20 protein-coding genes are annotated in these 26,843 nt (G+C 39.3%); 8 read left to right on the top strand and 12 right to left on the bottom strand.

All coding sequences use genetic code 11. The features are described from left to right. The first annotated feature begins 3 nt into the window (after positions 1-3). Entirely contained in the window at positions 4-618 is a 615-nt protein-coding gene (locus ACYVHJ_RS18115; RefSeq protein ID WP_460517632.1) for a TetR/AcrR family transcriptional regulator, read from the top strand. 16 nt (positions 619-634) lie between these two features. Here ACYVHJ_RS18115 and ACYVHJ_RS18110 read toward each other — a convergent pair whose 3' ends face one another. Genes ACYVHJ_RS18110 through ACYVHJ_RS18095 form a run of 4 tightly spaced genes read right to left on the bottom strand, consistent with a single transcriptional unit; the run spans position 635 to position 4,642 of the window. Next, positions 635-1,561: a rhomboid family intramembrane serine protease gene (locus ACYVHJ_RS18110; protein ID WP_460517629.1), complete on the bottom strand. Its 927-nt coding sequence runs from the start codon at positions 1,559-1,561 to the stop codon at positions 635-637. Between the two features lie 10 nt (positions 1,562-1,571). Beyond that, positions 1,572-2,363, bottom strand: a complete 792-nt coding sequence (locus ACYVHJ_RS18105) for a rhomboid family intramembrane serine protease (protein WP_460517626.1) — start codon at positions 2,361-2,363, stop codon at positions 1,572-1,574. Positions 2,364-2,379: 16 nt separating this feature from the next. After that, a complete protein-coding gene (gene mutL, locus ACYVHJ_RS18100; protein WP_460517623.1) occupies positions 2,380-4,233 on the bottom strand; it encodes a DNA mismatch repair endonuclease MutL in 1,854 nt (617 codons plus the stop codon). Then, a complete protein-coding gene (locus ACYVHJ_RS18095; protein WP_339905468.1) occupies positions 4,226-4,642 on the bottom strand; it encodes a hypothetical protein in 417 nt (138 codons plus the stop codon). Before ACYVHJ_RS18095 ends, mutL begins: the two co-directional genes overlap by 8 nt. 247 nt (positions 4,643-4,889) lie before the next feature. Here ACYVHJ_RS18095 and ACYVHJ_RS18090 point away from each other — a divergent pair, with 247 nt between their 5' ends. From ACYVHJ_RS18090 to lpdA, 7 genes are all read left to right on the top strand, one after another. Next, on the top strand, positions 4,890-7,859 hold the full coding sequence (locus ACYVHJ_RS18090; protein WP_460517618.1) for a glycoside hydrolase family 3 N-terminal domain-containing protein: 2,970 nt from the start codon (positions 4,890-4,892) through the stop codon (positions 7,857-7,859). Between the two features lie 63 nt (positions 7,860-7,922). Then, positions 7,923-9,065, top strand: coding sequence for an N-acetyl-alpha-D-glucosaminyl L-malate synthase BshA (gene bshA / locus ACYVHJ_RS18085; RefSeq protein WP_460517615.1), 1,143 nt, complete (start codon positions 7,923-7,925; stop codon positions 9,063-9,065). A 148-nt stretch (positions 9,066-9,213) separates the two neighbouring features. Next, positions 9,214-9,837 (top strand): sterol desaturase family protein, encoded by a 624-nt coding sequence (locus ACYVHJ_RS18080; RefSeq protein ID WP_460517612.1) that lies wholly within the window; start codon positions 9,214-9,216, stop codon positions 9,835-9,837. 309 nt (positions 9,838-10,146) lie between these two features. Next, positions 10,147-10,965 (top strand): Rossmann-fold NAD(P)-binding domain-containing protein, encoded by an 819-nt coding sequence (locus tag ACYVHJ_RS18075; protein ID WP_460517608.1) that lies wholly within the window; start codon positions 10,147-10,149, stop codon positions 10,963-10,965. A 322-nt stretch (positions 10,966-11,287) separates the two neighbouring features. Then, the gene (locus tag ACYVHJ_RS18070; RefSeq protein ID WP_460517605.1) at positions 11,288-14,080 is read left to right on the top strand and encodes a 2-oxoglutarate dehydrogenase family protein; all 2,793 of its coding nucleotides are present in this window, start codon (positions 11,288-11,290) and stop codon (positions 14,078-14,080) included. Between the two features lie 87 nt (positions 14,081-14,167). Next, entirely contained in the window at positions 14,168-15,733 is a 1,566-nt protein-coding gene (gene odhB, locus ACYVHJ_RS18065; RefSeq protein ID WP_339902709.1) for a 2-oxoglutarate dehydrogenase complex dihydrolipoyllysine-residue succinyltransferase, read from the top strand. Positions 15,734-15,796: 63 nt separating this feature from the next. Further along, positions 15,797-17,194 (top strand): dihydrolipoyl dehydrogenase family protein, encoded by a 1,398-nt coding sequence (lpdA, locus tag ACYVHJ_RS18060; RefSeq protein ID WP_460517602.1) that lies wholly within the window; start codon positions 15,797-15,799, stop codon positions 17,192-17,194. A gap of 74 nt (positions 17,195-17,268) precedes the next feature. On the opposite strand, the gene ACYVHJ_RS18055 is transcribed toward lpdA, so the two are convergent. From ACYVHJ_RS18055 to ACYVHJ_RS18020, 8 genes are all read right to left on the bottom strand, one after another. Continuing rightward, positions 17,269-17,703, bottom strand: coding sequence for a universal stress protein (locus ACYVHJ_RS18055; protein ID WP_460517599.1), 435 nt, complete (start codon positions 17,701-17,703; stop codon positions 17,269-17,271). A 552-nt stretch (positions 17,704-18,255) separates the two neighbouring features. After that, complete coding sequence (locus tag ACYVHJ_RS18050) at positions 18,256-18,825, bottom strand: serine hydrolase domain-containing protein (RefSeq protein ID WP_460517596.1); 570 nt, start codon at positions 18,823-18,825, stop codon at positions 18,256-18,258. Then, positions 18,786-19,124 carry a serine hydrolase domain-containing protein gene (locus ACYVHJ_RS18045; RefSeq protein WP_460518118.1) on the bottom strand — a complete coding sequence of 113 codons (339 nt, stop codon included), beginning with the start codon at positions 19,122-19,124 and terminating at the stop codon, positions 18,786-18,788. The genes ACYVHJ_RS18050 and ACYVHJ_RS18045 overlap by 40 nt, the downstream gene beginning before the upstream one ends. Before the next feature lie 239 nt (positions 19,125-19,363). Further along, positions 19,364-20,794 carry an amidohydrolase family protein gene (locus ACYVHJ_RS18040; RefSeq protein ID WP_460517593.1) on the bottom strand — a complete coding sequence of 477 codons (1,431 nt, stop codon included), beginning with the start codon at positions 20,792-20,794 and terminating at the stop codon, positions 19,364-19,366. After that, the gene (locus tag ACYVHJ_RS18035; protein WP_460517590.1) at positions 20,791-21,486 is read right to left on the bottom strand and encodes a DUF4386 domain-containing protein; all 696 of its coding nucleotides are present in this window, start codon (positions 21,484-21,486) and stop codon (positions 20,791-20,793) included. The genes ACYVHJ_RS18040 and ACYVHJ_RS18035 overlap by 4 nt, the downstream gene beginning before the upstream one ends. 309 nt (positions 21,487-21,795) lie before the next feature. Then, positions 21,796-22,752 carry a hypothetical protein gene (locus tag ACYVHJ_RS18030; RefSeq protein WP_460517587.1) on the bottom strand — a complete coding sequence of 319 codons (957 nt, stop codon included), beginning with the start codon at positions 22,750-22,752 and terminating at the stop codon, positions 21,796-21,798. A 630-nt stretch (positions 22,753-23,382) separates the two neighbouring features. After that, positions 23,383-25,275 carry a heparinase II/III domain-containing protein gene (locus tag ACYVHJ_RS18025; protein ID WP_460517584.1) on the bottom strand — a complete coding sequence of 631 codons (1,893 nt, stop codon included), beginning with the start codon at positions 25,273-25,275 and terminating at the stop codon, positions 23,383-23,385. Positions 25,276-25,315: 40 nt separating this feature from the next. Further along, positions 25,316-26,128: an alpha/beta hydrolase gene (locus ACYVHJ_RS18020; RefSeq protein WP_460517581.1), complete on the bottom strand. Its 813-nt coding sequence runs from the start codon at positions 26,126-26,128 to the stop codon at positions 25,316-25,318. Positions 26,129-26,843: the final 715 nt, after the last annotated feature.

The raw sequence follows: 26,843 nt of genomic DNA, 5'->3' as shown, positions 1-26,843 counted from the left end.
GAGATGAAGCCTGATGAAATTATTAAAAAAACGCTACCTATAATAAACGAGCATGACTGTAGACCGTTGCAATTGGAATATTTATTAGAAAAGGCCGATATTTCATCCGATGTATTTTTCCAATATTTTGCCGGTGTAGATGACCTTTTATCCGAAGCCTTCTCCCAGCTTTGTGAAGGTGCCAATGCTTTGGCTGAAGAAATAGACCAGCCCTCTTTTTCCTTAGAAAAGCTTTTTAGGGTTATTGTCAGAATTTTCAAATTACAGTTCAGGTACCGCTATCTCATGGTGAATTTAACCAACCTTATCCAAAGCAACGAAACCATTAAAGACAAGTATTTGGAGTTAACTGCTTTAAGGAAAGCTCAGTTTATTCATTTATTTAGCACCCTGGAAAAGGAAGGCTATTTCTACAAGGAGAAATTTCCGGGTAATTTTGAAAATCTTTCCGTTCAAATAATGATGTTATCGGATTATTGGCTGAGCCATAATTTAGCAGTTTTTGGAGCCAATGATATTCAATTTTCCTATTACAGTAAATTAATATTCTCCACTGTTCTTCCTTATCTGACCGACAAAGGTTTGGATGCATTTAAAAACACCTTGGGCTATAATTAGTTAAAGAAAATGGAACTTAGCTGTCTTTATTACTAAAATCGAAAAGCTTTCGTTTCTCCTCCTTGGTGAGGTTGTCATAGCCTTTGTCAGCAATTTTATCTAAAATCCTATCAATTTCCTCTTGCGTACTTCTACTAGACGGGGCAGCAGAGGCAGAGCTACCTCTGCCGGCTTTTTTCTTAGTGGAGTCTGTATCGCGCCTATAGGTCACCTTAACTTTGGGCTTTTGCGAAAATAACTTCTCGAAAAACGTTCCCACCGTCTGAACAGGTTTTCCAATATCTATTCCCTTGTTCAATTGCAGTATATATACAAATCCCAAGGCTGCTCCTCCTAAATGTGCCAATTCTCCTCCTGCATTAGCACCTGCTGAATTTGCAAAGGCTATTAACACATAGAAAATCGCTATGTACTTGATTTTAACAGGCCCTATTAAGAGCAAATGAAATTCAGTATCAGGACGTAAGGTAGCCGCAGCCACAACAATAGCATAAACCCCAGCACTTGCTCCAAGCATTAAGGCTCCATCCACTCGGTCACTAAAATAAGGCGCAATATTGTAAAGAATCATATAAAGTAAACCTCCGGCTATTCCACCTAGAATATACAAATTGACTAGCTTTCTACTTCCTAAATACTCCTGAACCAACAATCCAAACCAATAAAGAAATAGCATATTAAAAATTATATGCAAAAAGCCTTCATGCAAAAACATATAGCTTATGATGGTCCAGGGCTGCATAAGAAATTGAGGAATCGCTGCCGGCATCATAAAAAAAGATATGATTGAGCGATAGGTAGTTTCGCCCCCCCCTATAGTTAGAAAAACCCTGAGCACCATCAATACCAAGAAAGCCAATAAATTTATGGCAATAATCTTGTATAGACCATTGTTTTTATGGTCAAATGCATGTCTTATATGGTACCAAAACCCTCCGTACATTTTTTCTCTTTTAATAAAAACTTTGCCTATCCTTTTTCCAAAAAGTAACCAAAATAGCTCCTATCAATAATCCTGATAGGTGGGCAAAATGGGCTACATTGTCAGTGGGATTTGATACAAATATATTATAAACTGTGTATAGTCCATAGAACAATACAAGGTATTTTGCCCTTATCGGCATTGGTGGAAAAAGCAAAAACAACTGGGTATTGGGGAAGAGCATTCCAAATGCGATCAGAATACCGAATAATGCCCCTGAAGCACCCACCATAGGGATATTGGCCTGTACATTTCTTACTCCCAACATACTTCTTTTTGCTCTATCCACAAACTCCGGATTATCAGCATCCCGACTATAATCATCGATAAAATCATAAATTACAGGATTGAAATAATGGCTATAGGCTGAGACAAATCGATTGAACTCCTCGGGATCCGGATCCTCGCTAAAGGCTTCAATTTTATCATTCAATTGTCCCATATTATAAGCCACATATCCCGAATACAGCACTCCTGACCCTACGCCACATACCATCCATAAAATTAACAGTTTTTTGGGACCCAGAAATTGCTCCAGTAAGGGTCCAAAAATAAATAGGCCAAACATATTGCTGAACAAATGCCAGAAATCTGCATGCATAAACATATAGGTCACAAACTGGAAAGGCATGAAGTTTTTGCTCTCTATATAATACAAGGCAAAAAGCCCACTCAGTTGCGGAAGAAAAAAAGAAGCTATTACATGCATACCCACCGTAATTAACAATAGGTTTTTCACAATGGGTGTAAGGGCTCTAAACATAAATTCTTATTTTAATTCAGGAATAAAAAAAGCGATCAATTTTATTTAAATCCAACTTAATGAAGGTTTTGCTCCCCTCAGGGCTATAATTTGGGTTTTGACAGGCAAACAATTGCCCTGCGAGATTTTCCATCTCTTGACTTTGAAGCTTATCACCTCTTTTAATTGAGGTCTTTTTTGCCAAAGATCTGGCAAGATTTTCTTTTTTATTTAATGAGAGTTCATTCTTAAAATGCTTGAATTGCTCCAATAGTTCTTCAAACAATACCTTTTCGCTTGTAATATGAATATCAGCAGGCACCCCATTGATCAAAATGGCATGTTGACCAAATTCTGACAACTGGAAACCCAAGTCGCTAAGTTCCTCTTTCAAATCCATTACCAAGGCAAAATCTGCCGGGCTAAGCCTAATATTCTGCGGAAAGAGACATTGTTGGGAGGCTCCCTTGGACTGTTCCAATTGACCGGCATACCGTTCGTATAGAATTCGCTGATGTGTGGCCTGCTGATCAAAGATCAATAAACCGGAAGAAGTTTGCGTAACAATATAAGTCTGTTCCACCTGAAAGGTATTTCCACTACCCAAGGCCGGTTTATTTATTTCAGTTACAGGCGACTCATCCTTGCTATTAACTTTACTAGGAAAAGTTTTAAGTTCTTGCTGCCCGGTGTTGCCCCTTTCTGGGTCGAAATTTATGGCCCGTTCCTCATGGTCCTTATGAAACAGCTGCTCCCAGCCTTTGGGATCTTTATTGGCCATTCCTGGCCCTCTATAAGTCCTGTAATTATTTTCCAGGCCTACCTCTTTTCTTTTTGCTGTATCCTTGCTCCAGGAGTCCGTAAAGTTTACATCCAAGCTAAAATCGATGGTGGGCACTACATGGTGCGCACCTAAAGCTTGCTTGACAGCAGCCCTTACCACTCCATAAATGGTTCTCTCGTCATCAAATTTGATCTCAGTCTTTGTGGGATGTACATTAATGTCTATGTGTTTTGGATCAATGTCTAAAAACAAAACATAGAAAGGATGTTGATCCTGACCTATTAAAGATTCGAAAGCGGTACTGACTGCATGCCCCAGGTAATTGCTTTTGATAAAGCGATTGTTTACAAAGAAATACTGCTCTCCCCGAGATTTTTTGGCTTGTTCAGGTTTGCCAATATACCCTTGGATATTAATGTGAGGGGATTCTTCCTGACAAACGATCAACTTGTCACGATATTGTTTGCCAAAAATCCCTACTATTCTTTTACTCAATTTCCCTCCGGCCAATTTAAAGAGCTCCATATCATTTTGGTAAAATGAAAAGGAAATCTTGGGGTATGCCAATGCTACCCGCTGAAATTCTTCCACCAAATGCTTGGTCTCTACGGCATTGGATTTGAGAAAATTCCTCCGGGCCGGAACATTGCAAAACAAATTTTTAACTGAAACGGAAGTTCCTCTTTGGAAAACGATGGGTTCTTGTTTTTTAACGGTTGAGCTTTCCACCTGAATAAGCGTCCCCAACTCATCGCCATCGCGTTTGGTCTTTAGTTCCACTTGTGCTACGGCAGCAATAGAGGCCATCGCTTCTCCCCTAAAACCATGTGTCCGTATATTGAAAAGGTCGTCAGATTTTTTGATTTTAGAAGTAGCATGCCTTTCAAAACACATACGGGCATCGGTAAGGGACATGCCAAGTCCATCATCGATCACCTGAATCAAAGATTTTCCTGCATCTTTTATCACCACCTGAATGGATTGGGCTTGCGCATCAATGGCATTTTCCAAAAGCTCTTTCAAGGCTGATGCCGGTCTTTGCACCACTTCTCCAGCAGCGATCTGGTTAGCAATGGCATCCGGCAACAACTGAATCATATCACTCATCTTTCTTTCTCCCTTTTAGCTTAAAAAGGCCAAACAATAAAGCTCCACCGGCTGTAAAATAAAGCAGGTAATACAGAATTACCGGACCTAAATAGATGTATCCGCCAAAGCCTCCCACTAACAATACTATGATGATCATCCGGATCAATCCTGTATTGTCCATGATATTGGAAGGTTGTTTTTTAATCGGGCTTCCACCGGTAAAGGCTCCCCTGATTCTAGAAGATCCTCCTGAAACTTTTCTTTCCAGTATTTGTTGCTCCTCCGGATTTAGCACCCCTTCTATTTCCAAATCCTTCTTGATCATTTCCGTCCTGTTTTTAATTTCTTCCTTTACCGGATCGTAATGTCTAGGACTGATATTAAACCTACTTGGCCGATTTATTCTGAATATGGATGGGAAATTCATAGTATTAAATTTTAATTGTCAACTGCCTAAGGGCGTAACACATATTAAGTGGGCTTCCAATTGGTTTCAACAAAAGTCAAAAAAACAACTGAAACCTTCCTTATCTAACTATTGTTTTAAACAAAATATCACCTGTTCATCACTTTTACATAGGTAGAAGTAGGATATTTATGTAAGTTTGAATTAAACGTTGTGTGTTAACGCAAAGTTATTCTTAAATTATTACCAATAAAATTTTAACACCCCCATGTGGCAAAAAGTTTACGTAATGTTTTTCTGCTGCCTCCTATTGATAGGTTTGGTGTCCGGACACGATGGTACTGAACCTAGGGATCCATTGATAAGTGAAAATACTGGTGCGCAGCAACACTGGGTAGACAGTGTTTTTAACAGCCTTAGTTTTGAAGAGCGGTTGGGACAACTTTTCATGGTTGCGGCCTATTCCAACAAAGGAGCAGCTCATGTAAACAGTATTTCCAAATTAATTAAAGAAGAAAATCTAGGTGGGATCATCTTTTTTCAAGGAGGGCCTGTCCGCCAGGCAAACCTGACCAACCATTACCAATCCATAGCCAAGACCCCATTGTTCATAGCGATGGATGCCGAATGGGGAATAGGTATGCGACTGGATAGCGTCCTGAATTTCCCTAAGCAGATGACCCTTGGTGCGGCTAAAAATGACGCCTTGGTTTATCAAATGGGGAAAGAAATTGCCCGGCAGTTTAAGGAAATTGGCATGCATATTAATTTTGCTCCTGTGGTGGATGTAAATTCCAACCCTCTAAATCCTGTGATAGGCTATCGCTCCTTTGGAGAGGATAAACAATTGGTAAGCAATAAATCCCTTGCCTATATGCGAGGCATGCAAGACAACGGTATACTTGCCAATGCCAAACACTTCCCCGGTCATGGCGACACCAATTCAGACTCCCACTACACCACACCTGTGATCAATAACAGCAAGGCCAGAATAGTAGATATAGACTTGCATCCTTACAGAGAAATGATCGATCAAGGCCTGATGAGCATTATGGTGGCTCACCTTCATATTCCAAGTTTAGGCAGTGAACCAAAACTACCCACCACCTTATCCCCCAAGGTAGTAACCAATTTACTCAAAGAAGAAATGAAGTTTAAAGGGCTCATTTTTACAGATGCCCTCAATATGAAAGGGGTAAGTAGTCTTTACAAGCCGGGAGAGGTGGAACTAATGGCTTTACTTGCCGGAAATGACGTCTTGCTTTATGCAGAGGATGTTCCTAAATCCAAGGCCTTGATTTTGCAAGCCGTAAAAGACGGTAGGATAAGCCAGGAGGAAATAGACCAAAGAATTAAAAAGATACTCAACGCCAAATACTGGGCCGGACTCAACAAAAAGCAGGAGGTAAATACCCATAAACTAGTAGAGCGACTTTCGAATTTTGGAACCAAGGCCCTTATTGAACAATTGTATGCTTCCTCCCTTACAGTGGTCAGCAATGAAGATCAAGTAATCCCTGTTAAGCATTTGGATTTGGAAAACATGGCCTCCCTCACCATAGGCAGAAAGGGGGAAACCTTTAAAAAATTCCTAAGCAAATATACCCAATTCAAACATTTTACATTACGCCCGAATAGCAATCAGAACAATTTTGCTGCCATGGAAAAAAACCTGGAAGAGTTCAGCACCATAGTGGTGGGCGTCATGGGTATGAGCAATAATTCCCGACGAAATTTCGGGTTAAAAGCTGATGAAATAGCTTTTATCAATCGATTGCAGGAAACGCATAAAGTAATAACAGTGGTATTTGGAAATGCCTATTCCTCTAAAAATTTCAAGGACCAAAAAAACCTGATCTTTGCCTATGAAGAAAATGATTTCACTGAAAGCATTGCCCCTCAAGTAATTTTTGGTGGTAGAGAAGGGTCAGGCAGACTTCCCATCAGTCTAAAGGGTGTCTGGCCTAAAGGTCATGGCATAGAAACAAACAGCCTGCACAGGCTCGCTTATTCTACTCCCGAAGCCCAAGGCATGAACAGCAGGGAATTAATGAGAATTGACACCATCATGGAGCGGGCCATTTCAGGTAAAGCTACTCCAGGCGGCTCCATCCTAATAGCAAAAAATGGACAAGTAGTCTTTGAAAAAAATTACGGCTATTTTGATTATGGCAAAAAACAAGCGGTAGATGAGAAGACGCTGTATGACCTTGCTTCGCTTACCAAGGTAATGGCCACCACCCAAGCTGTCATGTTTTTAAATAGTAGGGGATTAATAAATCTGGATGACCCATTAGAAAAACACTTACCAGAACTGGAAGGAAGCAATAAGGGAGGCATTACTATCCGCAATATATTAACTCATGAAGCAGGGCTGATACCCTATATCCCCCATTTCACCAAAACACTGGAAGGCAATCAATGGAAAGAGGAATACTATAGTCCCCAAAAATCCGACAACTACCCCATTGAAATCGCCCATGGAATATATGGAAACAAAGCCCTTCCAGACAGTGTATGGAAATGGACTGTTGCATCTAACTTAAGATACAGTGGCACCAAAAGTACCAAATACAGTTATCGTTATTCAGATGTTGGAATGTATCTTTTGCACCGATTGATCGAAAAAATGGTCAATCAACCGATGGAGGATTTTTTGGAGCAGCAGTTTTATGCTCCTTTAGGGATGAATCGGTTTGGATACCTGCCATTAAAAAAAGTGAGTCCCGACCAAATTGCCCCAACGGAGCAGGACAACCTCTTTAGAAAGACCTTGGTCCAAGGATATGTACATGACCCGGGTGCGGCATTGTATGGAGGCGTTGCAGGTCATGCAGGCCTCTTTGGTAATGCCAATGATTTGGCTAAAATGATGCAAATGATGCTTCAAAATGGAAAATATGGAACCGAGGAATTACTGGATCAGGCAACAATAGAGAAATTCACCAACAAGCAATCATTTCGGAGCAGAAGAGGTTTGGGCTGGGACAAGCCGGACCCAAAAAAAGACAAAGGGCCAACAGGCAATCTTGCCTCTCCCGGAACATTTGGACATACAGGCTTCACTGGAACCGCTGCATGGGCTGATCCGGAACACCAGTTAATTTATATTTTCCTTTCCAACAGGGTCTACCCCAATGCCGGAAACAACAAACTTTTGAGGGACAATGTTCGTTCTGATATTCAAGATATCATCTATGAGGCAATAGAAAATAGATTTCTTTTAGCCAATAAATGAACAAAAAAGGATAGATACCGTGTTTAAGGTTGAAATATTTAACCCACATCAAATAAAATTAAAATGAAAATTGGGATCGTTTGTTACCCCACCTTTGGTGGCAGTGGAGTAGTTGCTACCGAATTGGGCAAGGCCCTTGCTGCTAAAGGTCATCAAATTCATTTTATCACTTATAAACAGCCCACTCGACTTGATTTTTTCAGTGAAAACCTTTACTACCATGAAGTAGACATCAAAAGTTATCCTCTTTTTGATCATGCACCCTATGAGCTAGCGCTTGCCAGCAAAATGGTAAATGTTGTCAAATACGAAGAATTGGACTTGCTACATGTTCACTATGCCATACCTCATGCTTCGGCAGCCTATATGGCCAAACAGATACTGAAAAAACAAGGCGTTATCATCCCTGTAGTCACCACCCTTCACGGTACGGACATCACTTTGGTCGGCAAAGACCCCAGTTATGAGCCGGTGGTAACCTTTAGCATCAATGAATCCGATGGAGTAACAGCCGTTTCTGACGACTTGAAAAAAAGCACATTGCTTCATTTTGATGTAAATACACATATTGAGGTCATTCCGAATTTTATAGACTTAAACCGATTCAAGCGGCAAAAAAAGGAACACTTCAAAAAAGCCATCTGCCCCAATGATGAAAAACTGATGGTACACACCTCTAATTTCCGAAAGGTAAAACGTGTACAAGATGTTATAAGGGTGTTTTACGAAGTAAGAAAATCAATTCCTTCAAAACTATTACTCGTTGGGGATGGCCCCGAAAGAGACAAAATGGAAAGGCTATGCCGAGAGTTGGGAACATGTGAAGATGTTAGATTTTTAGGTAAATTAGAGGCTGTTGAGGAAGTGCTTTCTGTGGCAGACTTATTTATCATGCCATCAGAGAAAGAAAGTTTTGGATTGGCAGCCCTGGAAGCCATGGCCTGTCAAGTCCCTATTTTGACCAGTAATGTAGGTGGAATACCCGAGTTAAATATTGATGGAGTCACAGGGTTTTTATGTGAGGTGGGAGACATTGACACCATGACAGAAAAGGCTAAATTCATTTTGGCTGATGAAAATTTAGCAAATTTTAAAAATAATGCTTTGGCGCGTGCAAAATCATTTGACGTTACCGCCATCCTTCCCTTATATGAAGAATTCTACCAAAAGACAATAGATAAAACTTATTCATCATTAAAAAACTGATAAAAATCAGTGATAATTTTGATGATAAAATGAAACTACTTGGCGTAGGAGTAATGTTAAAAGAATAAATTATTACATGTAGCCTTTCTTTTCTTTAAATTAGGCATCATAATTGAAAAAGATCTTTGGATAAAACCACAATCAAGTAATGAAAAAAATTGGAAGATTGGACCGGCCCGATAATAGCGGAACAGCTAAAATGTTCGCCAACCCAGTTTTGGAACGTTTGAGTAGGACCCATATCAGTATCCCTATTGCTTTGTTTTTAGGTGTAGGTATTTACTCTTTCTATGTTGGGATTTCCTCAACGAATATTCCTTTTATTGAAGCCCTTGGTTTGTTTTTAGGTGGTTATTTTGTCTTCACATTGGTAGAATACCTTCTCCATAGATACTTTTACCATATGATTCCAGATACCAAATTTAAGGACAAATTGCAATACAATGTGCATGGCGTTCACCATGATTACCCCAAAGACAAAGACAGATTGGCCATGCCGCCATTTATTTCCGGTTTGTATGCAGTGATTTTACACTTTCTATTTCATTTTTTAATGGGCGATTTATCTTGGTACTTTCTCCCCGGTTTCTTGGTGGGTTATGCATCCTATTTAGGGGTTCATTATATTGTTCACGCCTTTCAGCCTCCCAAAAATTTCTTAAAAGTATTGTGGGTAAACCACGCCATTCATCATTATAAAGATCCCGATGTTGCCTTTGGTGTAAGCACACCTATTTGGGATTATGTTTTTGGAACAGCACCAAAAAATTAAGTCAAAAATAAATTAATTTTACATGCGGATTATTTGATTCCCTATCAAAACATAAAAACCACCATATTATTGGTGGTTTTTGCATATTAAACCCAGATATCCGTAAACCAGGCCCTGAACTTCCTCAGGGAGTGTTTGGATCAAAATAAAATCAAGCTATTTGGAACAATGGGCAACTCTCTGGTGCTTTAATGGTTAAAGTAAAGGAGCCATGAATAGCTTTCAAATAATGATAAGGTTGTGTTATCCTTATTGATAACCCAAGGTTTAATAAGCATACGTTTTTGTAGACCATAGAAAAAAGATCAAATGACTGTTAGTATAATTGGAATGGGTTGGCTTGGAATCCCCTTGGCTAAAGCCCTAAAAGAAAAGGGCATTACCGTAAAGGGAACAACCACCAATCCGGAAAAAGAACAATCCTTAAGAAAGCAAGGATTTGAATGCGAGCAACTGCTATTAAACCCGGAATTGGAGGGTACTGTTCCTAAAAGTATTTTTGATACAGACATTCTATTTATAAACATCCCTCCTTCCACTCGGAGTAAACCAAGCTCTTATCACCCAAGACAAATTGAGATAATCAAGGGATTAACTCAGAAACATGGCATAAAAAGGGTTATATACGTCAGTGCCACTTCTGTTTATCCCAACAACAACAAAGTGGCAACCGAAGCAGACCCACTTAATCTTACCAACACAGGAAATCCTGCCCTGTTGACTGCAGAAAATTTATTACGGAAAAACAATACCTATGACTTGACAGTTATTCGATTTGGAGGGTTATTGGGTGATGACAGAATTCCGGGGAAATATTTTAGTGGTAAAAAGGATGTTCCGGGACATCCTCCTGTCAACTATATTCACAAAAAGGATGCCGTGAGGGCGGTGCTTTGGATTATAGAAAAGGGTTTATGGAATGAAACCTATAATATTGTTTGTCCTAATCATCCGGCAAAAAAGGCGGTTATTGAAAAAAATGCTTTAGACATGGGCTTTGCTCCACCTGTCAATTACGAAAATCCGGAAAAGCAAGAATGGAAAGAAATTGCAGCAGATAAATGGTGCCAAACAAAATTTCAATTTGTCTATGACAACCCGCTTGATTTCACCTACACAACGAATTGACAGATAAAATAAGCCTTTAGTGAGCTTTCAATGGTCTTTTAAAGCGAATTATGACCGATAAAATTAATTTTAGGAATAAAAAAATAAAAAATTTGGTTGTATTTGCCCAATATCCTGAAAATAAGAGCCAATTAACCCGAAGCAACTTTCATAAATCTTTATGGATAAAAATAATATTTTATTAAGCAAAATAATTCCATTCATTATATGGCTACCAAATATTATAAGCACTGATAATCAGTTTCATTCGCTTATCCGCATATGCGGTTTTTATTAAATAACTTAATCACCTAATTTTGCCCCCCAATAGAAAAATAACCCCATGGATAAATACTCTTATATTTCCAATGCCCATGTAGCTTATATAGATGAGTTGTATGAGGATTATAAAAAAGACCCGGAAGCTATAGATAGCAGCTGGAAAGCTTTTTTTGATGGATTCGATTTTGCCATTAATAAATTTGGCGAAGAAGAAAACGGAGGAGCCTCAGCTGTGGCCCAAACTCCGGCAAACGGTAATTTGGCAACCAAAGGCACCATCATGGATATGGAGCGATTGCCAAAGGAGATTAAGGTAAGGGCATTGATTCATGCTTACAGATCACGTGGCCATCTCAGGTCCAAGACCAATCCGGTTAGAGAAAGAAGGGATCGCAAAGCCTTATTGGACCTTGAAGATTTTGGTTTAGAGAAAGCTGATTTAGACACCGTTTTTCAGGCAGGTAGTGAGATTGGTATAGGAAATGCTAAACTCTCAAAAATAATTGAGTCTCTGAAAATCATATACGAGGGGTCAATGGGTTTTGAATACATGTATATCCGAGACCCGGAGATGTTGGATTGGTTCAGACTAATTATAGAAAAGGAGTCTTTAGAATTCAACCCTCCGCTAGAAGAGAAAAAAAGAATTCTTTTTAAATTAAATGAAGCAGTAGTATTTGAAAACTTTTTACACACCAAGTATCTGGGACAAAAAAGGTTTTCATTGGAAGGTGGAGAAAGCACCATCCCATTTTTAGATGCCTTGATCAATAAAGCCTCCGATTTAGGTGTAGAAGAAATGATGATCGGTATGGCCCATAGGGGAAGGTTAAATGTCTTGGCTAATGTCATGGGCAAAACCTATGAGCAGATTTTCTCCGAATTTGAAGGTACAGCAAAACCTGACCTCACCATGGGTGATGGGGATGTAAAATACCATATGGGCTTTTCTTCAGAAGTACCAACCACCAATGGGAAATTAATGATCTTAAAACTAGCACCTAACCCTTCCCATTTGGAGGCTGTTAATCCTGTGGTAGAAGGGTTTGTAAGGGCTAAAATAGATGATCATTACAAAGGCGATGAAGACAAAGCCATTCCTGTTCTAATCCATGGAGACGCCGCTGTTGCCGGTCAGGGAATCGTGTATGAAGTAACCCAGATGGCCAACCTTAAAGGATACAATACCGGAGGAACCATCCATTTTGTAATCAATAATCAGGTAGGTTTTACCACAGATTTTGATGATGCCAGAAGTTCTATTTATAGCACGGATGTCGCAAAAATAATAGATGCCCCTGTCATTCACGTAAACGGAGATGATCCTGAAGCTGTAGTTTTTGCCGCAAAAATTGCTGTTGAATTCCGTCAAAAATTCAATAGGGATATTTTCATAGACATGGTCTGTTATAGGAGGCATGGCCACAACGAGTCTGACGAACCTAAGTTTACCCAGCCTGAACTTTATAATGTGATCTCGAAACACCCCAACCCGAGGGAGATCTACAACAAAGCCTTATTAGAAAGAGGGCAAGTGGATGCCAAACTTGCCAAACAAATGGATAAAGAGTTTCGTCAGCTTTTGCAAGACAGGCTAGCCATGGTTAAGGTTAAACCCCTACCATACACCATCTCTCCATTTGAAAAAGCATGGAAAGCTTTGGATTGGTCAAAACCTGAAGATTTTGAAAAATCACCCAATACATCCATCAGTGAGGAAGCCATAGAAAAAGTGGCGGAGGCACTAACTGTTCTGCCTAAAGGTTTCAAGCCTATCAAACAAATAGAAGCACAACTCAGACAAAGGAAAGAGATGTTCTTCCAGAACAAATCACTCAACTGGGCAGCTGCTGAACTATTGGCTTATGGTTCTTTATTGCTGGATGGCAAAACGGTAAGAATGACCGGGCAGGATTGTGAGAGAGGTACTTTCTCACACCGGCATGCGGTTGTGCATGATGCGAGTACAAACAAACCTTATAACTCCTTGAAAGAGTTAAAAGACAGCAAAGGTCAATTTTATATTTACAATTCCCTTTTGTCAGAATATGCAGTACTGGGCTTTGAATATGGTTATTCCATGGCCAATCCTAATGCGCTTAATATTTGGGAAGCTCAATTTGGTGATTTTGCCAATGGTGCCCAAACCATGATTGACCAGTTCATTACCTCCGGGGAATCGAAATGGCAAAAGATGAATGGTTTGGTAATGCTTTTACCGCATGGTTATGAAGGCCAAGGCCCGGAACACTCCAATGCCAGACCAGAGAGGTTCTTACAACTGGCAGCTGAATACAATGTAATTGTGGCAAATATCACAGAACCTTCCAATTTCTTCCACCTTTTGCGCAGGCAACTGGCTTGGAATTTTAGGAAGCCTTGTATCGTCATGTCACCCAAATCATTGCTTCGACACCCTAAAGTATTCTCACCTTTGGAAGAATTTACCAGTGGTAACTTCAGAGAAGTGCTGTTGGATGAAACCATCAGCCCTAAAAAAGCCAACCGAGTAGTGCTTTGTTCAGGGAAGGTCTACTATGAATTGATAGAGATGAGGGAGAAAGAAAAGGTAGAAGATGTGGCCATCATTCGTGTTGAGCAGCTTCATCCGCTTCCTAAAAACCAAATCCTTAAAGCCATACAAACCTACAAGAAAGGTGTAGAAACAATATGGGTTCAAGAAGAGCCTGAGAACATGGGTTACTGGGCTTTCATTGTCAGGAATCTTTACAAAGATTTGGTGATGAATGTTATTGCAAGAAAACCTAGTGCTTCGCCTGCTACAGGTTACCATAAAGTACATCTGGAAGAACAAAAGCAAATTTTGGAAAAAGCTTTAAAAATAAATTCTTAATTTCCCATATCTTTTATCATTTACACATAAAATATTGAAATTCTGACCTGGAAGCATTTAAACAACCGGGAAAAAATCAAATAACCGATGAGTATAGTAATCAAAGTCCCAGCAGTAGGAGAGTCCATCACCGAAGTAACCATTGGCCAATGGTTTAAAAATGATGGTGAATTTGTTGAAATGGATGAAGTCATTTGCGAACTGGAATCCGACAAGGCTACTTTTGAACTTACAGCAGAATCTTCAGGAGTGCTTCACACCAAGGCAGAAGAAGGCGATACCCTGGAAATTGGCGCAGTAATTTGTGAAATAGATCCCGATGGGAAAGAGGATGACAGTCCACAGCCTGCAGCAGCAAAAGAAACTGAAAAGGCTCCCGAAGCAGAAGCAGGAAGTACTGCTGAAGCCAAAAGTACCGGGGAAACAAAAGAAATGCATGTCCCTACTGTGGGAGAATCCATCACTGAAGTAACTTTGGCTTCTTGGATAAAAGATGATGGAGACTATGTAGAATTGGATGAAATAATTGCTGAAGTTGATTCCGACAAAGCAACTTTTGAGTTACCTGCCGAGGCAGCCGGAATCCTCAGACATGTCGCAGGCGAAGGAGACACTCTCGAAATCGGTGGTTTGATTTGCAAAATCGAAGTAATGGAAGGTGGGGCTCCAGAAGCTGCTGAAGCAACCGGAAGCGCTGCTTCAGCCGAAGGAAGCAAATCAACTACTTCTTCCAACGAAACTTACGCCACAGGCCATGCTTCTCCTGCTGCAAGTAAAATATTGTCAGAAAAAGGCATCGACCCGGCTACAGTAAAAGGGACAGGAAAAGACGGTAGAATCACAAAAGAGGATGCTGAGAAAGCAGAAAAAACCAAGCCGACGACGACTGCACCGGCTAAACCAGCTGCTAAAACTAGCGCCGAAAACGTAAAAGACAGCCCTGCGAAGGGTGATCGTTCTGAACGCCGAGAGAAAATGACATCTCTAAGGAGAACCATTTCCCGCAGATTGGTGGCTGTGAAAAATGAAACAGCCATGTTGACTACCTTCAATGAAGTCAATATGAAGCCAATCATGGACCTTAGAAAACAATACAAAGACAAGTTTAAGGAGCGATATGAAGTCAACCTTGGATTCATGTCCTTCTTTACGAAGGCGGCTTGTATAGCATTGCAAGAATGGCCAGCAGTAAATGCTCAGATCGACGGAAATGAAATCATTTTCCATGACTATTGTGACATTTCCATAGCGGTTTCTTCTCCCAAAGGGTTGGTAGTGCCTGTTATAAGGAATGCAGAAAACCTTTCCTTCTCAGGCATTGAGAAAGAGGTGGTGCGCCTTGCAGTAAAAGCCCGTGATGGCAAGTTAACCATTGATGAAATGACAGGAGGTACCTTTACCCTTACCAATGGAGGGATCTTTGGTTCCATGATGTCTACACCTATTATCAATGCTCCACAGGCAGCAATCCTGGGCATGCACAATATTGTACAAAGGCCAATGGCTGTAAACGGTGAAGTTAAAATTCTTCCCATGATGTATTTGGCATTGTCTTATGATCATAGGATCATTGATGGAAGAGAATCTGTAAGCTTCCTCGTTCGCATGAAAGAACTTCTTGAAGATCCAGCAAGGTTAATGCTGGGAATTTAAACTTATTTGAAATAATTCCTTCCTACAACTTGAAACAGGAAAGGTTCTAAAATATGACAAACAATGTATGATCTAATTGTAATCGGATCCGGACCAGGTGGCTATGTTGCAGCTATTAGAGCAGCTCAACTGGGAATGAAAACCGCTATTATTGAAAAATATGCTACGCTTGGTGGCACTTGCCTAAATGTTGGTTGTATACCTTCCAAGGCACTCTTGGATTCTTCTGAACATTACCACAATGCTGCCCATACTTTTGAAAACCACGGGATAAACCTGAGTTCTTTGAAAGTCAATTTCAAGCAAATGGTTAGCAGAAAGCGAGACGTTGTAAAACAAAACGTGGAAGGCATCCAATACCTGATGAAAAAAAATAAAATTGATGTTCATCAGGGAATTGGTTCTTTCAAGGACAAAACCACAATAATCGTCACCAAAGAGGACGGAAAAACGGAGGAATTAACCACCAAAAAGACCATTATTGCCACTGGTTCTAAACCGGCAAACTTACCGTTTATCAAGCTAGACAAAGATAGAGTCATCACTTCTACTGAAGCCCTGGAGTTGAAAGAAATTCCCAAACACCTGGTAATTATCGGTGGTGGGGTCATCGGTCTTGAGCTGGGTTCTGTATATGCAAGATTGGGAGCGAAAGTTTCTGTAGTGGAGTACATGAATGGAATTATTCCAACCATGGATAAGACCATGGGCAAAGAGCTTCAGAAGTCCCTTAAGAAACTGGGGTTTGAGTTCTATTTGAAACACAAAGTAACTGCAGTAGAAAGAAAAGGGAAAGAAGTTACCGTTTCTGCTGAAAACAGCAAAAATGAAACCATCAGCATTAAAGGCGATTATGTATTGGTTTCCATTGGTAGAAAGCCATATACTGACGGGTTAAATGCGGCTGCAGCCGGTGTAAAAGTCAATGACAAAGGCCAGATAGAAGTGGATGAAAACCTTAAAACTTCTGCGGACAATATCTACGCCATTGGAGATGTAGTGAAAGGAGCAATGTTGGCACATAAAGCTGAAGAAGAAGGCGTATTTGTAGCCGAAACCTTAGCTGGTCAAAAACCGCATGTCAACTATTTATTAATCCCCGGAGTAGTTTATACCTGGCCTGAAGTAGCTAGCGTAGGCTATACAGAAGAACAACTCAAGGAAAAAGGAATTAAAGTAAAAACGGGAAAATTCCCATTTATGGCCTCAGGAAGAGCAAGAGCCAGCGGGGATATTGATGGCCTGGTAAAGGTTTTAGCTGATGCTGAAACGGATGAAATCCTTGGTGTTCATATGATTGGGCCTCGCGCAGCAGACATGATTGCTGAGGCAGTGGTGGCCATGGAATACCGGGCTTCTGCTGAAGATATCGCAAGAATGTCACATGCACACCCTACCTATACAGAAGCTTTTAAAGAAGCATGTTTGGGAGCCACAGACAATAGAGCCTTGCATTTATAATTGCACGGATCCACGTATTTTAAAGCCCTTTGATTGATTTCAAGGGGCTTTTTTTATTGGAGATTGGCCCTAAGCTAGTCTAATGGAACGATAAGGACAGGTATTTTTGATTTTTTAATAATCTCAGCAGACACACTCCCCACAAAGGCCTTATAAAAAAATCCATGTTCATGATGACCAGCCATGATCAAATCAACGTTCAGTTTTTTCGATTCTTTTATTATCATTTCAATGGTAGCTCCCTGAACCAATAAGCCTTCCGACGCGACACCTCTTTTCTTGAGTGTCTCACTGTAGGCTTGAATCTGCCGATGTTCCTTTCTTAGCTCCGAGGCCCTGCTGTCTCTTATGTATTCCGGACCTACATCATACCCAACAAAATCCGGATCAGGGGCCGCTATATGCATTAACCACAATTTGGAACCAAAAGCATTTGCCATTTGAAATGCCTTTTCAATTAATAATGCTTCCCCTTTGTCAAAATCTACTGTGACTAAAATATTTTTCATTTTAAATGATTTTAATGCTTATAAAATACCAGTTAGTTAGGCAAAAACCGCAAAATACAGTGGTGCTGAAACGATTGTTATCTCAGTATTCAGAGCGCATTGCCAATCTCAATCCTTAAAATATTAAGCAAAATTTACGAAAAGCACAAATAAATCAGGTACTTGTGAAATTGACTTGCCATTAACCATAAGTCCAAATCAAATTAGATCGGTAATAAAAAGTCCCTACAAAAATTATAAGAAGCTGTACCTAGCCTCGATGAAACCTTTTAGGGAGTATCTAACGACCTCTTTAATTATACTCTGGCCTTGCCATGGTGCGGTATGAATGGAGGTCACTTCCAATTTATAAAATGACTCATTCGCATTAATAACAGCCTTTTGCGTTGCCCCCTACCTAAAACCATCCACCAATGACAAGAGGTTGAAAGGTAACAGTTAATTGGTTAAGGTCAAAAGTTCCAAGCTTCAGTTAATTCATACACCTTTCAAAAGAATTGATGAAAAAATCATTGATTCAAAACCATCCATTCTTAAAAGTAAATGCTCCTATTAATCTTCTTCATTATGGGTAATGATTTTTATGATCCGGTTGTAAACAATCTCAGACAGACTCCAATGATAGCCCTCAAAATCAGTAGTATTTATAAATTGCACCACAACCGCATCTATATTGGGATGATATTTGGCTATGCTTTGGTAGCCGGGAATCAGCCCAGTATGCTCATACTTATAAATAGAAGAATAAACCTCCTGACCTCCGGGTTCAAAAAGGGATCCATCATTCAAGGCTCGTAAAAACACGGCCACATCCTCAGCGGTAGCCACCATGGAACCGTAATTCACTTCTTTTATATCTTCCGGTACACCTTTATAATAGCCACTCATTAATTTTTCTATATTCACGTCCTGAATCGAGGCAAAGGTATTGTTAAGACCCAAAGGGTTAAGAATCTCTTCACGAATGCACTGAAAATTACTGATTCCGAGAACCCGTTCCTTAATTTGGGAGAGGAGTAAATAATTGGTATTTGAGTATTCATAATCTTCACCCGGCTCAAAATTCGCAGCTTGGTCAAGGATCAAATCCAAAGTCTCCTGACCATTTGTTGGCGGATCCATCCAAAAATTTGGACTGTTGGTATAGGTATGCCACTCCTGTGCTGCACCAGCATGCGTAAGGTGATTTTTTCCGCATTTTCAATTCTTCCTACTAGCTCGGGTAAATAATTACCCAACGATTCATCCAGTGAGAGGCGATTGTCATTTACCAGCTTAGCAATGGTGACTGCTTCATACAATTTGCCGATGCTAGCAATTTTGAACAATGCCTTTGGATCAGCAGGAATTTTTTTGTCTCTGTCATGCCAACCTGCGGCATAAAATCCCGGTGCTTGACCGGCTTTATCGACATAAACAATGATTCCTTCAAAATCATGGGAAAGCGCATTGTTTAACTCTTCCTGAATAGTATCCGATATAGGCGTTAACCAAGCAAGAAATAAAACTCAAGGAACAAACTATAAGGAAATTACGGTGCCTAGAGCTAATCCAATTCTGACGATTAATTGAGTTCTTTTATTTTTCATGACATTAGGTTAAAGATAAGTTTAGATTGGTTTGAATAAAGCTCATCGAAAAATCACGGCAATAGATGAAATTATTCAACCAATAAATATTCTAAATATTTGAGACCTGAAACTATCAAGTTGTTCCGCTCTAAGGCTTTGTTTTCAAAGCTTTCAAGGACTTCTTGGGATAGGTGCCTTCCTTGGATAAAAACACTGCTTGGCTTTCTTAATTCATTCAGCTCTTCCAGAGGGTTATTATCTACCAATACCAAATTAGCGATCTTCCCCACTTCAACAGCTCCCATTTCACTTAAAAAATCATGGGTTTTTGATGCATTGATTGTGGCTGTTTTTAGGACTTCAAAGTTTGACATTCCGGCTTGTTTGTAAAAATCAAGTTCCTCATGAATAGAAAAACCGGCAGGGGTAATACCTATGCCGGCATCCGTCCCGGCCACAATATTTACCCCGGCCTTATGAAGTTTATTAATCGCCAATAAGTGAAAATCATGTTGTGCCTTTATTCTATTGACAACAGTAGCTTCTGTAGATTTGGTTTGGCTCCAACGATCAAATTGTGCTTTACTGTCTACCTTTCTTATCAGGGGGTTCATAAAAATCAGCTGCTTGGAACTTAAAATCGAATCGTCCATCAACATGCGATATATATTGTGAAAAACCACCAGAGTAGGACAAAATGAGACCTCAGGATGATCTTCAAACATGGCTACCACCTCATTTAGCTTATTGGTATCAAGCCGATAAGCCAATGGCTGTTGGACAATATCTTCGGCATGCTCTACCGTAACAGCCTCAGTTTCCAAATGATATTCATAGGGCAATTCCGAACTGGGATGGGCCACTATGTCAAGCCCTTGTACCCTACCTTCTTTGACTATGGCATCATAAATATCCCTCGTCAATCCATTGTAGGTTTTAATAAAATCATACCCTCTCAACTTGTACTCCTTAACCTTATCAGCTGCCTGTTGGGGACTTCTCATTTGGAGGTTGTCGTCCCCAATAAAAACAGGTCCTGTCAATTTAGGACTGGAGGTAAAAAATAAAGGGCCTATTATCTTTTCTTCATGAATGGCTTCTTTCATCCTTAGATGCATGGGCTGGCCCCAAAGGTTTCTGACTGCCGTAACCCCATTGGCCAAGTACAAGCCCAATTCATATTCATCCCAAACATGCACATGCATATCGATTAATCCCGGTAACATATAAGCTCCTTTGCCTTCAATAATGGTCCAATCTCCTGCAGGAATATTTTGTGAAATCTCTGCAATAACCCCTTCCTTAATTAAAATCATTTGATTCCTAAGCAGTGTATCTTCCGACATAGGGATTATATTCACATTCTTTATTAAATAGCTGTTTTGCTGAAAGGAGTCATTTTGTTCAATGCTAAGAAAAGCAAGATTGTGCCTTTCCTGCAATAAGGAGAAAATCAAAATGGCAAGCAGAAGCATCACCGCTACCCCTAGAACTTGGAGAAACCTTTTAATAAAATTCATATCAATAGCTCTTTTCCTTTCTGATAAGAAGCTTTGGCTCCTTTTAAAAGTAGCCAAAACCCTAAGCCAATCTCAGCCATTGCCATAGGTAAACTCAATATCAACTCTACCATTATGATCTCCTCAGCTAGGGATGGGAATGTTACCTTCACCAGGTTGAGCAATACATAACATAATCCGGCAAAGACTATCAAATAACCAAATTTATTAAAATTATTATTAATATTAGCCACAACAAACCCCAAACCAATGAGGTGAAAACCAAATATAATTAAAGATTTTAACCATATTAATTCAAAGGACTTTATTTTCATCAGTACTAACCCATATCTTTCAGTAGAACTGCCTAAAAGCGAGACAATAGGTACCAATTGAAGTATGGCATATGCCAATCCCACAGAGTAAACAATTCTCAACACCGCGGTTAAAAGAGAAAGTCTGGGGTTTAATTCCTTAAAAAAATGATGTAGGGCCCAAGCCACCAAGACATCTAATAAAAGTATAGCAGCCCAACCAATAATTGCTGCTACAAAAATAGTATAGGAAGATTTTAGATTGCTGAAAGTTTCAATTGGATCCCCTTTCACAATTAACTTTTCAAAAACATAACCATAACTAAACATGGCAATTATAGCCATGGCCAAGATCGATGCTCCTGCAATCAAGCCATAAGTCCTTTTACTCCAATACATAACAATCTCTTTTTAATGAATGAATAACTAAATGTTTTATTTACTCATACAATAATAAGTTCAAACCATGTTTTAAAAGTCCTGAAAAACTTATGGTATATTCTGATTTATAATTCAGAACTTATTCTTCCCATTTTGTCCAGAAAAATCGTAAAAAACTTCATCCTCTCCTCACCATGAAAATTCGGGGGGGCTTAAATCAATAGGTAATCCATCAAAAATTAAAATCGAAATTAGTCTTTTATTTAAAGTTAGATTCAAATAAAAATTTAGAAGGTATTGATCTTAAACGATAGATACGCTAGATAATTAATTGCTATATTTATTCGGAAGGGTTGGGTATTTCACTATAAAATCAGCCCATTGTAACTCTAGGTAATAATCCTTTCCAATATAATTCAATATTTTTTCGAAATAGTCAGTATTTAAACCCTCTTGAAATACCGTGATTATTTCGTTTTTTTCGTTTAAAAACACCATGGAAGCGACACTGGTATTTTCCTTCAATAGGGCTTTGGTCAATTCATGGGCATTCTTGTCATCATTGAATTTAAATACCGTATCCTTAACTTTTACCGACTGTTTGTAACCGGTAGGAAACCTTGTTACTGAGAAATCTTTCAAAATCCCCTTGTTTCCAAAAAAGTGTAAGTAAGGATCAATCAATGAGTTTGCTTCTTTATCAATAAAAACAATCGATTTTTTGTTATCGCCAAGAGTGTCATCAATGAGAGGGTTTAGTAAGGTATTGAACTTTTCCACCTTATTGATTCTATCCAATTCTTTTAAAAGTAACTCATCAAAATCACCATGGTAAAGCCCAATGTTTCGATAGGTTTCAACACCAGAAGGTGTCAAAATAAGTATTAAAGGAATTGTTGTTGTTCCAACTGAATTTCCGTGATAATATTTAAGCAGTCTCGATTCTTTGTCAACAAAAAGTGAAGCATCATGTGACTTGAAGTATTTATTATAAGCTAAAAATATAGGATCAAATTTTAAATCAATAGTGGGTTTCCACCATGTCGAAATGTAAATAGTTTCAAAATGGTTTCTTGCTACCTGACTTTCTGAAATTTTCTTTACAAATGCCCTGCATGGTGAACAATAGGAATCATTCGTGAAAATTAAAATATTAGGTTTTTCATTCCCCACAACATCTTTAAAGTAACTTGGCATTTTCGTGCTATCAAAGCCTTCTACAGCAGGATATTTTTGCGCTTTTAAGGCGCCAAACGAAGCAAGGAAAATAATAATTGGTAACAATAAATTACAATTTAGAATCCAGTTTCTTTGGAAGAAAAAGTGCATCATCTCATTTTTAATTACTCATTTAAAAAACAATTTGACTGTGGTATTGGTCAATATATAAAAATAAAGAAAAAAATGCGACACAACTAAACCTCTTGCATTAAAATTTTGTTAAATTGTTCTATACCAAATATATCAACTGTATCAATTTTTCAATCCAATTTCAAAGTTAAATTTAATCTATCCCATCCCTTCGATTTTAAACCAATGACCTTTTATTTTTTTGTGCTATTAATAGAAAATGAGAGCAAAACAATTCGATTATAGAATTCAATTTATTAAACTTTTTTAATGGCTATCCTAAAATAAACTTTTATACCAGCAGAACAAATAAGCTTACAGACGATATTGCAAGTAAGAAGTATTTAATTGTTGCCATTTTATTTTTGGTTTCTTTCAGTTTATTTAGTCGATAAAAACAAAAACATCCCTCGCAAACCAAGGTTTTTTTTCCTTACAAATTATTTTAAATGGCGCCATCCAACTCTTACAATAAGAGCTACCAAAACCGCAATTCAGCTAACCAAATTCTCCCTTTAAAAATATGTAATTATAGAATTGGGATCCATCAATATTAATTTTAAACTATTCCCCTGAAAGCAGTACAGCTATTTTTGCAGTCTGTCCTTGTACTTTCCAGGCCGGGATTCGAAGCTCAAGCCGTTTTAGATTGTCTTTTTTGAGATCCAAGTAAAATGGAGGAGGGCTCAGTGAAATTACGGATAGACTGTACTCCGGATGGGAAAGATTTTGAACTTTTAATCGCTTGCCATCTTGAGTCAAGATCGCCCCTCCATCAACAATTTCCACATCGGCCTGCGTAATAAACTGCCATGTTAGCCTATCCGTATTTTCTGACAATACAATATCATCTTCAATCAACAGAGACCTGGGACCACTTTTTTTAAACCTTCGTGTCACACTTTTCAGTTGACCTTCAAAAACCGGAGACATATCAAGGATGGCTTCCGGAAAAGCTCCGTCTTTGAAATCCACAATACTTGCTTTTCCATCCACTATATGAAGTTGGTCATTTACAGTAAGGGTGCTGTGTCCAAAATTATTTTTATTGATTAGTTTCCATCGCTCACAATCCTGACACCTCTCCCAAAGGTTAAAACCTGTTCTTTCTATAACTCCATAATGCTTGTTTTTCCCCAAGTCCATGCTCCAACGTACCCCATCCAATTCAAAAACAAATGAACCGGCATCCATATTTCCGTGGCTAATATTGCCACGACCTCCTTTACCTCCAAAATAAAATTTATTGGGATCATCTTCTCCTCCGGTAAAAAACACTACAGGATTTGGTCCATTGCCTGCCCATGCAGCAGGCACGGTCGTCTCACTTTTCTCTTCGTACTGGGCTATCCATACCAAGGCAGGCGCTAACAAGCGGGAGAAATTTTTCTCTTTATCATAGGGCTTCAAAAATTTTTCCTTTTCAAAAAAGGTTTTATTCCCTGTTTTAGAAGCAAACCATGCCAGGGTGGCATCACCATTACTCCCACTACTTTCTCCACAGTCTCCAAAATTATAAAACAAACCTATGGGACTATCCGACAGCACCCTAAATAGGGCACTCTCTTTAAATCCGGGATATTCCAATATTCCAAAATCACTTCCAAAGGCACTCTCAAACATGGCTGCGGTGACTACAGTAAAGGAGGTACCATACCGCCAATAGGTAGCTCCTTCAGGGTACACTCCATCCGGACCATATTGGTCCAAGGCATTCTGCATGCCATCAATGGCTCTGTAGATGGTTTTGGAGGCCAACTCAGGCTCGTCCTCAGCTATTACTATTGCAGCTGCAACCAATCCTCCATTGCACACCTGATTCCAATTGTTGTTTCCATAGGCCCATTTAGGCGCTTTGCCATTTTCCGGCCAGCTAGGTTTGATACCTTTTTCAATCAAGGCATTTTTTGCCAATTTCACTGTAGAAGCCGGCAAATACTCCCCTACCCAATCAACAGCTAAGGCAATGCCAAGGGACATCTCTCCTACATCAAGAAAATGTTTGGGGTTCCAGGTAGGGAAATTGCAAGCTGCGATAAGCTCTTCATTGATCCTGTTTAAGACCTTAGCCTCTTTCTCTATCCGATAAACCATTGCCAGCATGCCTATTCTATGTAAAAGGTCTCTGGAAATATCAAGCTGGTTGTTCTGTGACCGCTCCTCTAGAGGAATATCCAGATTAATTATCGGTTTCTCAAAAACAGCTGCTGCACCATTTTTCAAACTTTTATAAACATTCTGTACTACAGGGTCGGATTTAAGTTTTTGCTTTAAATTTTCCTCTATCTCCTTGTTTAGCACTAACCTTGGCGAGGCCTTTCTTAAATTATTTCTGAGATAAGTCTTGGAGATAGGGTTATCCAATTTTGAAGGTAACTGCTGGGCATTTAAACTTAAGCCTGCAAGCATTAGAAGCCAAGCCCATGCTATGTAGCAATGTTTTTTGTAATCATACATTTTCAAAAAAAGATTGGTTATTGGGTTTATTGTCAGCATTTCATTGGGCAAAGTAATCGTTGAAAAACAGTAGCTGGTATTTGATGGAGTTGGCCCAATAATCCCAACTGTGCCCTCCCGGGCGTTCGGTATAGTCATGGGGAATATTCCTTTCCAACAATTTCTTATGCAATCGCTTATTGGCATCGAAAAAGAAATCATCTACTCCACAGTCGAAAATAAGCTTTAGCTCTCCTCCCTTTAGAAGGTGGACCAGATTGATCACTGTATTATTCTCCCAGTTTTCCTTATTCGTTGCATAATCTCCTAATCGCTTGCTTAAATCCCAGTTTTTTGGAAAGGGACGTATGTCCACACCTCCACTCATACTTCCGGCTGCTCCCCAAGTATCTTGGTGTCTAAAAGCAAGGTAAAAGGCACCATGACCACCCATGCTGAGGCCGGTAATGGCTCTGCCTGATTTTTCTGCAATGGTATTGTAGGTTTTGTCTATGCTAGTTATTAATTCCTCAGAAAGGTAGGTTTCATACCTCATGTTTTTATCAATGGGACTGTCAAAATACCAACTGGTAACCTCACCATCAGGACAGACAATGATCATATCGTACTGGTCCGCATATTCTTGTATGGCCGGCACTTTGGACAGCCAGTTCGTATGATCTCCTCCTGCCCCATGAAGCAAATACAAGACAGGAAAACTTTCCTTTTGGCTAGAATAATTGTCCGGAACAATGACAATGTTAGCAATTGATTTATTCATGGATGCACTGTTTACCATCACAGTATCTATCTGTGAGGCTTTAACGATTATACTTTGGAAGCAGAATAAAAGTAGGATTAATTTTAATTTCATGGTTTTCATTTAAAAGCTATCAATAGGGTAATTCCTTTTGGTTTACCATCTAAAACTACTTTTAAAAGTAACAATAAAAAAACAAAGGATCTGTCGCTCAAAATAAATCTAGGCCATTCAACCTAAGGGTAGCTAAAAACTTGAAGTAAGGTTTTCAAAAATTGAAGAGCAATGCTTAACAAAGATCAGATCGGCTATTCATAGCTTAGCTTTGATCAAGTTTTGGACCTTTTATTTGAGCACCATAAAGCAAGCGTTGCCCACAAGACTCAATTGACCCAACAACCTGAATTCGCCCCATAATCTTGAGAAAATCGTCATTCCGAGACCTAACATTTTCGAAATGCAAAAATTGAAATGACGATGTGTGTTTTCAAATTACTGAACATCAATTTCTTAAATAAACATGTCATCGGTAGACTTTACCGAGGCTTTTCGTAGAGGAATTTGAAGGAATCTCAATAAATATTGAACTGCCGCACCCTTCCCCAACAGAGACCCACAAATAGGTAGTGACGAGATAGTAATTTTTAACGGAATTGTTAATATTGGGGCGCGGTGGTCATGCCAAAACTACGAGGCGGCGTTGGGCCTTGTTTTAGAAGATTTCTTTTGGCTAGATTTTTCTTTGGTTCGTTTCTTTTCATCAATGGAAAAGAAATGAACGTTTAATTGTCAGTTAAATGCAGCCTAATTAAGCAAAGTTAACCATATG

The sequence above is a fragment of the Cyclobacterium sediminis genome, from assembly GCF_054781075.1.
Note: the sequence above shows the minus strand (reverse complement) of the source record. Positions and strands in the feature narration are given on the sequence as shown.

Coding starts and splice junctions, on each gene's coding strand:
- ACYVHJ_RS18095 (WP_339905468.1), bottom strand. CDS start 4,642: ATGAATTTCCCATCCATATTCAGAATAAATCGGCCAAGTAGGTTTAAT.
- ACYVHJ_RS18110 (WP_460517629.1), bottom strand. CDS start 1,561: ATGTACGGAGGGTTTTGGTACCATATAAGACATGCATTTGACCATAAA.
- ACYVHJ_RS18080 (WP_460517612.1), top strand. CDS start 9,214: ATGAAAAAAATTGGAAGATTGGACCGGCCCGATAATAGCGGAACAGCT.
- ACYVHJ_RS18020 (WP_460517581.1), bottom strand. CDS start 26,128: ATGAAATTAAAATTAATCCTACTTTTATTCTGCTTCCAAAGTATAATC.
- bshA (WP_460517615.1), top strand. CDS start 7,923: ATGAAAATTGGGATCGTTTGTTACCCCACCTTTGGTGGCAGTGGAGTA.
- ACYVHJ_RS18115 (WP_460517632.1), top strand. CDS start 4: ATGAAGCCTGATGAAATTATTAAAAAAACGCTACCTATAATAAACGAG.
- ACYVHJ_RS18055 (WP_460517599.1), bottom strand. CDS start 17,703: ATGAAAAATATTTTAGTCACAGTAGATTTTGACAAAGGGGAAGCATTA.
- ACYVHJ_RS18040 (WP_460517593.1), bottom strand. CDS start 20,794: ATGAATTTTATTAAAAGGTTTCTCCAAGTTCTAGGGGTAGCGGTGATG.
- lpdA (WP_460517602.1), top strand. CDS start 15,797: ATGTATGATCTAATTGTAATCGGATCCGGACCAGGTGGCTATGTTGCA.
- ACYVHJ_RS18090 (WP_460517618.1), top strand. CDS start 4,890: ATGTGGCAAAAAGTTTACGTAATGTTTTTCTGCTGCCTCCTATTGATA.
- ACYVHJ_RS18025 (WP_460517584.1), bottom strand. CDS start 25,275: ATGTATGATTACAAAAAACATTGCTACATAGCATGGGCTTGGCTTCTA.
- ACYVHJ_RS18035 (WP_460517590.1), bottom strand. CDS start 21,486: ATGTATTGGAGTAAAAGGACTTATGGCTTGATTGCAGGAGCATCGATC.
- ACYVHJ_RS18105 (WP_460517626.1), bottom strand. CDS start 2,363: ATGTTTAGAGCCCTTACACCCATTGTGAAAAACCTATTGTTAATTACG.
- ACYVHJ_RS18070 (WP_460517605.1), top strand. CDS start 11,288: ATGGATAAATACTCTTATATTTCCAATGCCCATGTAGCTTATATAGAT.
- ACYVHJ_RS18050 (WP_460517596.1), bottom strand. CDS start 18,825: ATGGATCCGCCAACAAATGGTCAGGAGACTTTGGATTTGATCCTTGAC.
- ACYVHJ_RS18075 (WP_460517608.1), top strand. CDS start 10,147: ATGACTGTTAGTATAATTGGAATGGGTTGGCTTGGAATCCCCTTGGCT.
- mutL (WP_460517623.1), bottom strand. CDS start 4,233: ATGAGTGATATGATTCAGTTGTTGCCGGATGCCATTGCTAACCAGATC.
- odhB (WP_339902709.1), top strand. CDS start 14,168: ATGAGTATAGTAATCAAAGTCCCAGCAGTAGGAGAGTCCATCACCGAA.